This is a genomic window from Micromonospora phaseoli (assembly GCF_900109115.1).
Taxonomy (GTDB): domain Bacteria; phylum Actinomycetota; class Actinomycetes; order Mycobacteriales; family Micromonosporaceae; genus Micromonospora; species Micromonospora phaseoli.
Genome location: NZ_FNYV01000003.1, coordinates 342,372 through 354,944 on the forward strand (window position 1 = coordinate 342,372; position 12,573 = coordinate 354,944).

Sequence of the window (12,573 nt, forward strand, 5' to 3'; positions counted from 1 at the left end):
ACAGCGGCCCGACTCCCGTTTGCCGCTACCGTCGGGTAGTGGCTGCGGGGAGCGACGGCGGCCCGACCGACCGGGGCGAGGTCCGTCGGCGTCCGCTGCGCAACCTCTGGCGGCTGCGCCGATACCTGCGCCCGCACACGGTCGAGTTCAGTTGGCTGATGCTGGCCGGGCTCGCCGCCACCGGGGCGGGCATCGCCGTACCCCTAGTGGCGCAGCAGGTGGTCGACGGTCCGGTCGCCCGGCGCGACCTGACCGGGCTGTACCAGCTTGGTGCGCTCGCCCTGCTGCTCGGCCTGGCCGAAGCCTCGCTCATCTTCATTCGTCGGTGGGTCCAGTCGTCGTCCTCGGTGACGATGGAGGCGGCCATCCGAGCCGACGTCTACGCCCACCTGCAACAGCTGCCGCCCAGCTTCCACGACCGGTGGCCGTCCGGCCAGCTGCTGTCCCGGATCACCAGCGACCTGTCGGTGCTGCGCCGCTTCCTCTCCTTCGGACTGTTCTTCCTGATCCTCAACGTGGTCACCTACCTCGTCGTGGTGGTGCTGCTGATCCGCCTGCACCCCGCGCTGGGCCTGCTGGTGGGAGTCAGCGCGGTGCCGCTGTTCGTGATCGCCCGCCGCTTCGGCCGGCACTACCACACCGCGTCCAGACGGATGCAGGACCAGCAGGGCGACGTGGCCACGCTGGTCGAGGAGACCGCGCAGGGCCTACGCACGATGAAGGCGTACGGGCGGGGACCGCAACTGACCGCCCGGTTCACCGCCGGCACGGAGGCGTTGCACGACACCGGGGTCGGCAAGGGGCGACTACTGGCCCGTACTGCCGCGCTGCTCGACCTGGTGCCCAACCTGACCCTGAGCATCGTGCTGGTGGCCGGTGCCGCGGCGGTCGCCGCCGGACGGCTCACCGTCGGGCAGCTCGTCGCCTTCGTCAGCCTCCAGCTGATGCTGATCTGGCCGGTACAGGCGCTCGGTTGGATCATCGCCAACGGGCAGGAGGCGGCCACCGCCGCCGACCGGATCCAGGAGGTGCTGGACACCCCACCAGCCATCGTCGACGCACCCGGCGCCGTCGCGCTGGCCCGCTCGACGGTGCACGGCCGGCTCCGCTTCGAAGCGGTCGGCTTCCGCTACCCGGGCAGCCCCGCCCCGGTGCTGCGCGGCATCGACCTGACCGTCGAACCAGGCGAGACCCTGGCGGTGGTCGGCGCCACCGGCAGCGGCAAGAGCACCCTGCTGTCCCTGGTGCCCCGGCTGCACGACGTCGGGACGGGCCGGATCACCCTGGACGGGCACGACCTTCGTGACCTGCGGCTGGCCTCGCTGCGCCGGCTGGTCGGGATGGCCTTCGAGGAGCCGACGCTCTTCTCGATGTCGGTGTGGGAGAACCTCACCCTCGGTCGGCCCGACGCCGGGGAGGACGAGGTGCGGGCCGCCCTCGCACTGGCCCAGGCCGAGTTCGCGTACGACCTGCCCTGGGGGTTGCGTACCCGGCTCGGCGAGCAGGGCCTGTCGCTCTCCGGCGGGCAGCGGCAGCGGCTGGCGCTGGCTCGGGCGGTGCTGGTACGCCCGGCCGTGCTGGTCCTCGACGATCCGCTCTCCGCGCTCGACGTACACACCGAGGCGCTGGTGGAGTCGGCGTTGAAGCGGGTGCTGCGCAACACCACCGCGCTGCTGGTGGTGCACCGGCCCTCCACCATCGCGCTCGCCGACCGGGTGGCGCTGCTGGAGCAGGGCCGGTTCACGGCCGTCGGCCCGCACACCGAGTTGCTGGCCACCGTGCCCGCGTACCGTGCGGTGCTCTCCGCCGAGCCGGCCACGCCGCCACCTCCCCGCAGCCCACCCGGCGGGCCGCCGCTGGTGCGCTCGTGAACGCCCGAGGACGCCGGCCGGCGAGCGGAGCCGATCGGCCGCGTGGCTCGCGCCTACCGGAAACCGATCCGGCCTGGTGGCGCGGGATCGCACCGGATCCGCACGCCGATCGAAGCCACGCCGAGGACACCGATCCGGCGGCGGTGGCCCGGCTGCGTGCCCGCAGCCGGACGCTGCTGGCCGAGGTGCTGCGCCCGCACCGGGGCCGACTGGGCGCGGCGGTCGCGCTGCTGCTGACCCAGAACGCCGCGGCCATGTCCGGGCCGTACCTGGTCATGCTCGGCATCGACCGGGCGATCGAGCCGCTGCGGGAGGGTCGGTCCGGCCCGCTGGCCGCCGTCGCCGTGTCGTTCGCCGCGGCGACCGGGATCGAGTACGCGGCCCGGCGCGGTTTCCTCACCCTCTCCGCCCGGGTCGGCCAGGCCGTCCTGCTCGACCTGCGCCAGCGGGTGTACGCGCACTTCCTGCGCCTGCCGGTGGCCTTCCACGAGCGGTACACCTCGGGTCGGATGATCTCGCGGTTGACCAGTGACATCGACTCGATCGCCGAACTGGTCGACGGGGGTGTGGAGTCGCTGGTGATGGCCGCCCTGACGATCGTCTCGGTGGCCGCCATCCTGCTCTGGCTCGACCTGCCGCTGGCCGCGGTGACCCTGCTCGCCTTCCCGTTGCTGTTCTGGCTGTCCCGCTGGTTCGCCCGTGCGTCGGCCGCCGCGTACCGCCACACCCGGGAGGCCATGGCCCTGGTCATCGTCCACTTCGTCGAGTCGATGCGGGGCATCCGGGCCGTGCAGGCGTACCGCCGCGAGCCACGCAACCAGCGGATCTTCGACTCCGTCAACGACGACTACCGCCGGTCCAGCCGGCAGGCGTTCCGCCTGATCGCGACGTACTCGCCGAGCATCAAGCTGATCGGCAACGTCACCGTGGCGGGGGTGCTCTGCTATGGCGGCGCCCGGGTGCTGGGCGGCGAGACCGCCGTCGGCGTGCTCGCGGCCTTCCTGCTCTACCTGCGCCGGTTCTTCGAGCCGATGCAGGAGCTGAGCCAGTTCTACAACTCGTTGCAGTCGGCGACGGCGGCGTTGGAGAAGCTCGCCGGGGTGCTCGACGAGCGGCCCGCGGTCGCCGAACCCGTTCGCCCGGTACCGCTGCCCCGCCGCCCCGGACGCGGCGCGGTCCACTTCCAGGCGGTGTCGTTCGGGTACCGCCCGGACGCGCCGATCCTGACCGGGCTCGACCTCACCATCCCCGCCGGACAGACCGTGGCGCTGATCGGGCCGACCGGCGCCGGCAAGTCCACCGTCGCCAAGCTGCTGGCCCGGTTTCACGACCCGGCCACCGGCACGGTCACCCTCGACGGTGTGGACCTGCGTCAGGTGGCCGACGCCGAACTGCGCCGGACGGTGGTGCTGGTGACCCAGGAGACCCACCTGTTCGGCGGCACCGTGGCGGAGAACATCCGGTTCGGTCGCCCGGACGCGGACGACGCCGCCGTCGAGGCCGCCGCCCGGGCGATCGGCGCGCACGACTTCATCGCGGCGCTGCCCGACGGGTACGCCACCGAGGTGCACCGCCGCGGCGGGCGACTCTCCGCCGGTCAGCGGCAGCTCGTCGCCTTCGCCCGGGCCTTCCTGGCCGACCCGGCGGTGCTGATCCTCGACGAGGCCACCTCGTCGTTGGACGTGCCGACCGAGCGCCTGGTGCAGCACGCGCTCAGCACCATCCTGCGGGACCGGACCGCGGTGGTGATCGCGCACCGGCTCTCCACGGTGGAGACCGTCGACCGGGTCCTCGTCCTCGACGACGGCCGGATCGTCGAGGACGGCCCGCCGGCCGAGCTGATCGCCGACGGCGGCCGGTACGCGGCCCTGCACCGCCAGTGGCGCGACTCGCTGCTCTGATCCGCCCCTTGGCTAATGGCATGCCCGCACGGCAGGGGATGCCTACCATCGACGGATGACTGATACGGCGAGGACGGCCCGCACCGGCGTCCCCGAGCGTCCGAGTTTGGACGGGCTCGAGGAGACCTGGTCGCGCCGCTGGCAGGAGGACGGCACGTACGCGTTCGACCGGAGCAAGGAGCGGTCGGACGTATACGCGATCGACACCCCGCCGCCGACCGTATCGGGCGAGCTGCACATGGGGCACGTCTTCTCGTACACGCACACCGACCTGGTCGCCCGGTTCCAGCGGATGCGCGGCCGGACGGTCTTCTACCCGATCGGCTGGGACGACAACGGCCTGCCCACCGAGCGTCGGGTGCAGAACGTCTACGGGGTGCGCTGCGAGGTGTCCCTGCCGTACGACCCGGACTGGCAGGCGCCGCAGGCTCCGGTGGACGACGCCGCCCGCAAGGACCCGACGCCGATCTCCCGGCGCAACTTCATCGAGCTGTGCGAGCGACTCACCGACTCCGACGAGCAGGTCTTCGAGGCGCTGTGGCGTCGGCTGGGGCTGTCCGTGGACTGGTCGCTGATGTACACCACCATCGGCCCGGTGGCCCGGGCCACCTCCCAGCGGGCGTTCCTGCGCAACCTGGCCCGGGGTGAGGCGTACCAGGCCGAGGCGCCGACGCTGTGGGACGTCGGTTTCGCCACCGCGGTGGCCCAGGCCGAGCTGGAGGACCGGGAGCGGCCCGGCGCGTACCACCGGTTGCGGTTCCACTCCCCCGGCGGGCGGGAGGTGCTGATCGACACCACCCGGCCGGAGCTGCTGCCGGCCTGCGTCGCGCTGGTCTGCCACCCCGACGACGAGCGGTACGCCGAACTGGTCGGCACGGCTGTGCGTACGCCCGTCTTCGGCGTCGAGGTGCCGGTGCGCGCGCACCCGCTGGCGGACCCGGCCAAGGGCACCGGCATCGCGATGGTCTGTACCTTCGGCGACCTCACCGACGTGACCTGGTGGCGGGAGTTGGCCCTGGACACCCGGGTGGTGATCGGGCGGGACGGTCGACTGTTGCCGGAGCCGCCGGCCGGGGTGCCCGCGCGACCGTACGCGGCGCTGGCCGGGCAGAGTGTGAACGGCGCCCGGCGCAGCGTCGTGGAGTTGCTGGCCGACGACGGTGATCTCGTCGGCGAACCGCGCCCGATCAGCCACCCGGTGAAGTTCTACGAGCGCGGCGACCGGCCCCTGGAGATCGTCTCGACCCGGCAGTGGTACCTGCGCAACGGCGGCCGGGACGCCCAACTGCGGGCGGAGTTGCTGGCCCGGGGGCGGGAGCTGCGCTGGGTGCCGGAGCACATGCGGCACCGTTACGAGCACTGGGTGGGCGGCCTGACCGGCGACTGGCTGGTCAGCCGGCAGCGCTTCTTCGGGGTGCCGGTGCCGGTGTGGTACCGGCTCGACGACGATGGCGAGCCGGACTGGTCCAACCCTCTCACGCCGGACGAGGCATCGCTGCCGGTCGACCCGTCCGAGGACGCCCCGCCCGGGTACGACGAGTCACAGCGCGGCGCGCCGGGCGGTTTCGTCGGCGACCCGGACGTGCTCGACACCTGGGCCACCTCGTCGCTGACCCCGCAGATCGTCGGCGGCTGGGAACGCGACCCGGACCTGTTCCGGCGGGTCTTCCCGATGGACCTGCGCCCGCAGGGCCACGACATCATCCGGACCTGGCTGTTCGCCACCGTGGTGCGGGCGCACCTGGAGCACGGCACGCTGCCCTGGCGGACGGCCGAGCTGTCCGGGTGGATCCTCGACCCGGACCGCAAGAAGATGTCGAAGTCCAAGGGCAACGTGGTCACCCCGATGGCCCTGCTGGAGCAGCATGGCTCCGACGCGGTGCGCTACTGGGCGGCCAGTGGCCGGCCCGGCACCGACCTCGCCTTCGATCCGGCCCAGATCAAGATCGGCCGGAGGCTCGCCACCAAGCTGCTCAACGCGTCGAAGTTCGCGCTCGGGCTGGGCGCCGCCGACGCGCTGCGCGCTGCGGCGACCGAGCCGCTGGACCGGGCCATGCTCGCCGAGCTGTCCTCCGTGGTCGCGCAGGCGACCGCCGCATTCGAGGCGTACGACCACACGGCAGCGTTGCAGGCCACCGAGTCGTTCTTCTGGAGGTTCTGCGACGACTACATCGAGCTGGTGAAAGAGCGCGCCTACGGCACCGGTACCGGGGGCGATTCGGCCCGTGCGGCGCTGGCCAACGCGCTCTCGGTGCAGCTGCGGCTGCTCGCCCCGGTGCTGCCGTACGCGACCGAACAGGTCTGGTCCTGGTGGCGGTACGGCTCGGTGCACCGGTCGCCGTGGCCCACCACGTACGAGGTCGACCGAGCCATCCAGGGTGGTGCCGGCGACCCGGAGCTGCTGCGGCTGGCCTCCGACGCGTTGGGGCAGGTCCGGCGGGCCAAGTCCGAGCGGAAACTGTCGATGAAGGCAGAGGTCCCGCTGGCCGAGGCGCTCGGCCCGGCCGCCCTGCTCGACCAGCTCACCCTGGTCGTCGACGACCTGCGGGCGGCGGGCCACATCGGCAAGCTCGACCTGCTCCCCGACCGCACTCCCACCCTCGTCATCGCCTGCGCCTTCTAGCCCTGCCGGTAAGGAAGGGCCCCCTATTAACGCCTGGTGTATAGGAAGGGCCCCCTATTAACACCCGCTGACGCCAGAGGCGTCCGCGAACTGTTAATAGGGGGCCCCTGCTCTACCGGAGGCGTTAATAAGGGGCCCTTCCTTACACCTCAGCTGGTTTCGCCGGCGACGGAGAAGGAGCGCAGGCGGTCGATCGCGAGGAAGGTGGCGGCGACGCTGATCAGCACGGTCATCACCACCGCCACCGACACGGAGACCGTTGTGCTGAGCAGGTCGGTGGGGGCAAGCTGATCGGCCAACGCGATCACGTAGTGCTGGATGGACAGCACCCGGGTACCGGTGATCACGTTCCCGAGCAGCCCCTCCCAGATCAACACGTAGACCAGGCCGAGCAGCACGGGCCGACGGGTGAGCAGACTGACGGCCACGAACAGCGCCGAGTAGGCGAGCGCCCCGACCGCCGCGGCGATGGCGAGCGCCAGGCCGAGGCGTACCGAATCGGCCAGCAGACCCGCGACGAACAGCGGGATCGCGACGGTGACCGCGGTGACCCCGGCCGCCACGGCCAGCTTCGGCAGCACGATCTGCCAGCGCGGCAGCGGCGTGGTGAGCACATGCACGACCGTGCCGTCGTCGATCTCGGCGCCGAGCACGCCGGTGCCGACGATCAGGGCGACCACCGGCAGCACCACCGCCAGCCCGAGGCCGACGAGCACCGGCGGCCCCCAGTCGGTGGGCTCCACCCCCAACCCACGGGACAGCACGGCCAGCAGCACCAGCAGTAATGGCAGCGGCAGCAGCAACAGGAACCGGCGGCGTCCGAACAGCCCACGCACGGTGATCCATGAAACAGTGGACATCAGGCCTCCACCAGGTAGGAGAAGACGCTCTCCAGGGATTCGTCCTCGGGCACGAGCTGGTGCACCCGTACGCCGCGGGCCAGAGCGACCTTCGGCAGCGCCCGGGTGAAGGCACCGTAGTCGCCGGCCCGGACGGTCAGCCCGTCCCGGCCCAACTCCACGCCGCCCACCGACGGTTCGGCCATCAGGGCGACGGCCAACGCACGGTCGTCGGTCGAGCGGATCGCGAAGACGTGCGGCCGGTTGGTCATCAGTCGGCGGATGGTCCGGAAGTCGCCGGAGGCCGCGAGCCGGCCGGCGACCATCACCTGCACGGTGCCGGAGACCTGCTCGACCTCCTCCAGGATGTGCGAGCTGAACAGGATGGTGCGGCCGCCGTCGCCGAGCGAGTGCAGCAGCTCCATCATGTGCAGCCGCTGCCGCGGGTCCATGCCGTTGAACGGCTCGTCGAGCAGCAACACCTGCGGGTCGTGCACCAGGGCCGCCGCGACCCGGGTCCGTTGCCGCATGCCCTTGGAGTACGTGCCGATCCGGCGGTCCTGTGCGTCCTCCATCTCGACCAGGGCCACTGCCCGACGGGCCGCCGACTGCGGGTCCGGCAGCTTGTGCAGCTTCGCGGTGGCCAGCACGAACTCGTACGCGGTGAGGAAGGTGTGCACCGCCTCCCGCTCGCTGACCAGCCCGAGGCGCCGGTAGACCTCCGGGTTGCGCCAGGTGGACCGGCCGTCCAGGCTGACGGTGCCCCGGGAGGGGGCGAGGAAGCCGGCCATCATGTGCAGCAGCGTGGTCTTACCCGCGCCGTTGGGGCCGAGCAGCCCGGTCACTCCGGGCCCCAGGCTCATGCTCACGTCGTTGACCGCGACCACGTTGCCGTACCAGCGGGAGACCCCGGCGAGGTCGAGGGTGCTGGTGGCGGTGGCCGGCCGGGTGGCGGAATCGGTCGTGGTCATCGTGCGGCCACCTTCCGGTAGCGGGCCAGCAGCAGGGTGACGCAGGCGGCCACGAGCGCGACGGCGGCCAGCGCGTACACCGGGCCGAATGGTCCGAGGTCGGGTACGACACCGTCCGGGTCGGTGATCAGCAGGTCGCGCATCGTCCAGACGCCGACGCCCTGCACCAGGGTGGGCGGCGAGGCGATGCCCGCCAACTGGTTCGCCGCCTGTGCGGGCAGGATCGACAGGACGCCGACGACCGGCGTGGTCATCAGGAACACCGCGACGATCCCGCCGGCGGCGAAGGCCCGCTTGCCGGTCAGCGAGGCGATCAGCAGGCCGATCGAGGCGAAGACCGCCGCCCACAGGCCGGCGTAGAGCAGCCCGGGCAGCAGGTCCAGCAGTTCGTCCCAGACTCCGCCCATCCCGTCCGAGGTGAACGCCGCGCCGAGGAACATCACCAGCTGCGGCGCGCCGAGCAGCAGGAAGAGCGCGGTGACCAGTGCGAGCAGCTTGGCCAGCGGGTAGTCCGCGTGCGACAGCGGCCGGGAGAAGTACAGCGGGAGCACGCCGCTGCGCAGGTCGCGGGAGACCAGTTCGGGCGCGGCCACCGCGGTGAAGAAGATGACCAGCCAGCTCATCGAGTCGGCGAACTGGGCGTACGTCATGACCGTCTCGCCGATCTGGCTGCGGATCGCGGTCACCGCCGCAGCCACCATCAGCACGATGCCGACCACCAGCCAGGGGAAGATCTTGGCCTTGGCGCTGCGGCCCAACCCGAAGGCGGTCCGCACGCCGTGCAGGTACAGCGCACCGAAGACGTACCGGCGGCCGAGCCGGGGGCCGGTGTAACGCTGGTAGCCGATGTCGTGGATGACGCCGGTCGGCTCAGGCATGGCTGCTCTCCCTCCGGGCGAATAGCTCGGCCACCCGGTGCCGACGCTGGTCCAGCCGGTGCAGCGGCAGGTCCAGTTCGGCCACCGCGCCGAGGATCTGGTCGTAGGTGCCCTGGTCGGCGAGCGGAACGAGCAGCAGCCGTCCCTCCCGCCCGACCGGCAGGTCGAGCGCGGCCAGCCGGGCGGCCAGCGCCTCGGTGCCCTCGCTGACCTCGACCGCGAGCACGTCGGTGGCCGTCGTCATCGCGGCGATGTGGTCGGCTCGCAGCAGCCGCCCACCGTCGATGGCGACCAGGGTGTCGCAGATCCGCTCGACCTCGCCGAGCAGGTGCGAGCAGACCAGCACGGAGATGCCGAACTCGGTGCCGATCCGCTGCACCAGGGCGAGCATCGCGTCCCGACCGGCCGGGTCGAGGCCGTTGGTGGGCTCGTCGAGCAGCAGCAGGTCGGGGTCGTGCACCAGCGCCTGGGCGAGCTTGACCCGCTGTTTCATGCCGGTGGAGTAGCCGCCCACCGGCCGGTGGCGCTCCTCGTGCAGCCCCACGTGGCGTAGCGCCTCGGAGGCCCGTTCCCGGGCGACCGTACGCGGCAGGCCGCTGATCCGCCCGAGATGGGTGACCAGTTCGGCGGCGGACAGGTCGGGCGGCAGGCAGTCGTGCTCCGGCATGTAGCCGACCCGGGCGCGCACCGCCGCCGTGTCGACGGTCGGGTCGAGCCCCAGCACCTGTATCCGGCCGCGGGTCGGGGTCAGCAGGCCGAGCAGCAGCTTGATGAGGGTCGACTTGCCGGCGCCGTTGGCGCCGACCAGGCCGACTATCCCAGGCTCCACCGCGACTGTCAGCTCGGACAGTGCGGTGACGCCGCCGCCGTAGACCTTCGTCAACGACTCGGTTGCGATCAGTGTCACGCCGACAGCCTAGGGCCGTCGGACAACGCGACGCGCTCCGGAAGGCACCCCGGTTTCCCCTGATCCCCGTCCGACCTCCCCCTAGGGAAGATGCCGCGCAGTCGGAACATCGCCACCGGCCGTGGCGGCTGACCGGCTGGTGGCGGTTGGGTCACGAGACGGAGTCCGGGGCAGACCATCGCGGCGGCACGAGACACACTGGGGGCATGTTTGCCCGCCTCTTCCGCACCCCGTTGACCTGGATCGCGGTCGTCGTACTGGCCACCGGCGCAGCGTTCGGGCTGTACTGGTTCCAGCCCTGGAAACTGCTCACCGACACCGAGGTGGCCGAACAGCTGACCACGGTCGCGACGCCGGCCGGGTCCGCCGCGCCCGACTCCCCGACGCCCGACTCCCCGACGCCCGAAGGCAGCGCTGCGGCCCTGGTCAGCTCCGGCGACTTCGTCAGTCACGAGCACGACACGTCGGGCGGCGCCCGCATCGTCCGCACCGGGGACGGGCGGCACCGACTCGAACTGGTCGGGCTGAGCACCTCCAACGGCCCGGATCTGCGGGTCTGGCTCACCGACCAGCCGGTCGTCGAGGGTCGGGCCGGTTGGCACCTGTTCGACGACGGCCGCTGGGTCGAGCTGGGGCGACTCAAGGGCAATCTCGGCGATCAGGGCTACGAGATCCCCGCCGACATCGAGCTGGACGATCTGACCAGCGTCTCCATCTGGTGCAAGCGGTTCGCCGTCTCGTTCGGCGCGGCGGCACTGAGCCGCGCCGGCTGAGCAGGTCGCTGATCTGCCGGCCGCTGCCAACTGCGGGAGATGCCGGCCCGGGACACGCGGGATGTCGGGCCTTCCCCCGCCCGGACACCGCGTGATGCCGCATCCCGTGGCGCCGACTCTCCGGCAGCCAGGCGCAGCGAGCCAGGCGGCCCGGACGCCGGGAGGAGTGGCGCTCTCGACCGATCGACGGGCGGCTGCGAAACTGTGTGCCGGTCGCCGGAGTTGGGGGTTTGATGAGCAACGGGTGGGTGCTGCCCGACGAGGTGCTGCGGGAGGCGCCGACGTACACGCCGCGTCCCGGTGAGCTAGCGGATCTGGAGCTGCTGCTGACCGGTGCGTACGCGCCGCTGACCGGGTTCATGACCAGGGCCGACCTGGTCTCCGTCAGCCGGCGCGGCCGGCTGGTGGACGGGGCCACCTGGCCCGTCGCCGTCACCCTCCAGGTGCCCACGGCGCTGGTGCAGAAGTTCGACCTCACCGACCCTGGCCGCCGGACGCTCGTGCTCACCGACGGCGAGGGCGCACCGACCGCGGCGCTGGAGGTGGCCGACACCTGGGTGGTCCGCGACGGGGTGGCCGGGGTCGGTGGCAGCGTCCACCGGCTCGGCGACGGTGGCCACGGCCCGTTCCAACGGCTGCGGCGTACGCCCGAGGAGATCCGACCGCTGCTGCCGCCCGGCCGGGTACTCGGGGTGGTCGCCGACCGCCCGCTGCACCGGCCGCAACTGGCCCAGATCGCACATGCCGTGCGTACCCTGAGCGCGCATCTGCTGGTCATGATCCCGGTGGGTGAGGACGGCACCGGCGGGCTGCCGCCGGAGTCGCTGGTGCGCAGCATCTTCGCCGCCCGCGACCGGATGCCACCGGCGACCCTCTTCGCCGTGCCGTTCTCCCGGCGGCGGGACGAGATCAGTGACGCCCTGCTGCTGGCCCGGGTCTCCGCCGCGTACGGCGTCACCCACCTGCTCTCCACCGGCGACATGCTCTCCGGAGCCGGGCTGCGGGTGCTGGTGCCCCGCGAGCTGGCGTACGACAACCGGGACGGCCAGTGGCGCTGGCGCGAGGACATCCCGCCGCGTAACCGGCGGCTGGCGCTGACTCAGGAGGAGATCGACGACCTACTGGACCGGGGCTTCCCGCTGCCCGAGTGGCACACTCCGCCGGCGGTGGCGAAGGAGTTGAGCCGGGCCCGCCCGGCCCGACGGCACCGGGGCCTGGTGGTGTTCCTGACCGGGCTCTCCGGGTCCGGGAAGTCGACCGTCGCCCGTGGCCTCGCCGACGCGCTGCGCGAGGAGGGCGAACGCACGGTCACGCTGCTCGACGGCGACGTGGTGCGCCGTGAGTTGACCGCCGGCCTGGGCTTCAGCAAGGCCGACCGGGACACCAACGTCCGCCGGATCGGTTGGGTCGCCGCCGAGATCGCCCGGCACCACGGGATCGGCATCTGCTGCCCGATCGCCCCGTACGCCAAGGCCCGGGCGACCGCCCGGGAGATGGCTGCGGCGGCGGGCGCGGGGTTCGTGCTGGTGCACGTCGCCACGCCGCTGGAGGTCTGTGAACGACGTGACCGCAAGGGCCTGTACGCGCGGGCGCGGGCCGGACTGCTCACCGGGATGACGGGCATCGACGACCCGTACGAGGAGCCGACCGACGCGGATCTGGTGCTGGACACGACCGACCTCAGCGTGGACGAGGCGGTCCACCGGGTGCTGCACCATCTGACCGAGACCGGGTGGGTGGAGCCCCGTCTACCGTCGATCTGAGCACGGCGTCGTCCCATCCGGTGCCCGCCCGTCGGCTAGTGTTTATC

Annotated in this window: 9 protein-coding genes; 5 read left to right on the top strand and 4 right to left on the bottom strand. The window is 72.2% G+C overall.

Annotated features, from left to right (window positions below; translation table 11 throughout):
• The first annotated feature begins 38 nt into the window (after positions 1-38).
• From BMY89_RS09855 to valS, 3 genes are read left to right on the top strand one after another with little or no spacing between them, the layout of a single operon-like run.
• The gene (locus BMY89_RS09855) at positions 39-1,871 is read left to right on the top strand and encodes an ABC transporter ATP-binding protein (RefSeq protein ID WP_092378321.1); all 1,833 of its coding nucleotides are present in this window, start codon (positions 39-41) and stop codon (positions 1,869-1,871) included.
• Complete coding sequence (locus tag BMY89_RS09860; protein WP_170147623.1) at positions 1,868-3,772, top strand: ABC transporter ATP-binding protein; 1,905 nt, start codon at positions 1,868-1,870, stop codon at positions 3,770-3,772. Before BMY89_RS09855 ends, BMY89_RS09860 begins: the two co-directional genes overlap by 4 nt.
• Before the next feature lie 55 nt (positions 3,773-3,827).
• Positions 3,828-6,395, top strand: coding sequence for a valine--tRNA ligase (gene valS, locus BMY89_RS09865; protein WP_092378324.1), 2,568 nt, complete (start codon positions 3,828-3,830; stop codon positions 6,393-6,395).
• Positions 6,396-6,544: 149 nt separating this feature from the next.
• Here the strand turns inward: valS and BMY89_RS09870 are convergent, their stop codons facing one another.
• The 4 genes from BMY89_RS09870 to BMY89_RS09885 are packed head-to-tail and all read right to left on the bottom strand — an operon-like array spanning position 6,545 to position 9,990.
• The gene (locus BMY89_RS09870; RefSeq protein WP_092378327.1) at positions 6,545-7,255 is read right to left on the bottom strand and encodes an ABC transporter permease; all 711 of its coding nucleotides are present in this window, start codon (positions 7,253-7,255) and stop codon (positions 6,545-6,547) included.
• On the bottom strand, positions 7,255-8,205 hold the full coding sequence (locus BMY89_RS09875) for an ABC transporter ATP-binding protein (RefSeq protein ID WP_092378330.1): 951 nt from the start codon (positions 8,203-8,205) through the stop codon (positions 7,255-7,257). The genes BMY89_RS09870 and BMY89_RS09875 overlap by 1 nt, the downstream gene beginning before the upstream one ends.
• Positions 8,202-9,083, bottom strand: coding sequence for an ABC transporter permease (locus BMY89_RS09880; RefSeq protein ID WP_092378332.1), 882 nt, complete (start codon positions 9,081-9,083; stop codon positions 8,202-8,204). Before BMY89_RS09880 ends, BMY89_RS09875 begins: the two co-directional genes overlap by 4 nt.
• Positions 9,076-9,990 (bottom strand): ABC transporter ATP-binding protein, encoded by a 915-nt coding sequence (locus BMY89_RS09885; RefSeq protein WP_092378335.1) that lies wholly within the window; start codon positions 9,988-9,990, stop codon positions 9,076-9,078. The genes BMY89_RS09880 and BMY89_RS09885 overlap by 8 nt, the downstream gene beginning before the upstream one ends.
• A 206-nt stretch (positions 9,991-10,196) precedes the next feature.
• Here BMY89_RS09885 and BMY89_RS09890 point away from each other — a divergent pair, with 206 nt between their 5' ends.
• Both BMY89_RS09890 and cysC read left to right on the top strand, forming a co-directional pair.
• A complete protein-coding gene (locus BMY89_RS09890) occupies positions 10,197-10,763 on the top strand; it encodes a DM13 domain-containing protein (RefSeq protein ID WP_092378337.1) in 567 nt (188 codons plus the stop codon).
• A 233-nt stretch (positions 10,764-10,996) separates the two neighbouring features.
• Complete coding sequence (cysC, locus tag BMY89_RS09895; RefSeq protein WP_092378339.1) at positions 10,997-12,526, top strand: adenylyl-sulfate kinase; 1,530 nt, start codon at positions 10,997-10,999, stop codon at positions 12,524-12,526.
• The last annotated feature ends 47 nt before the right edge of the window (positions 12,527-12,573 follow it).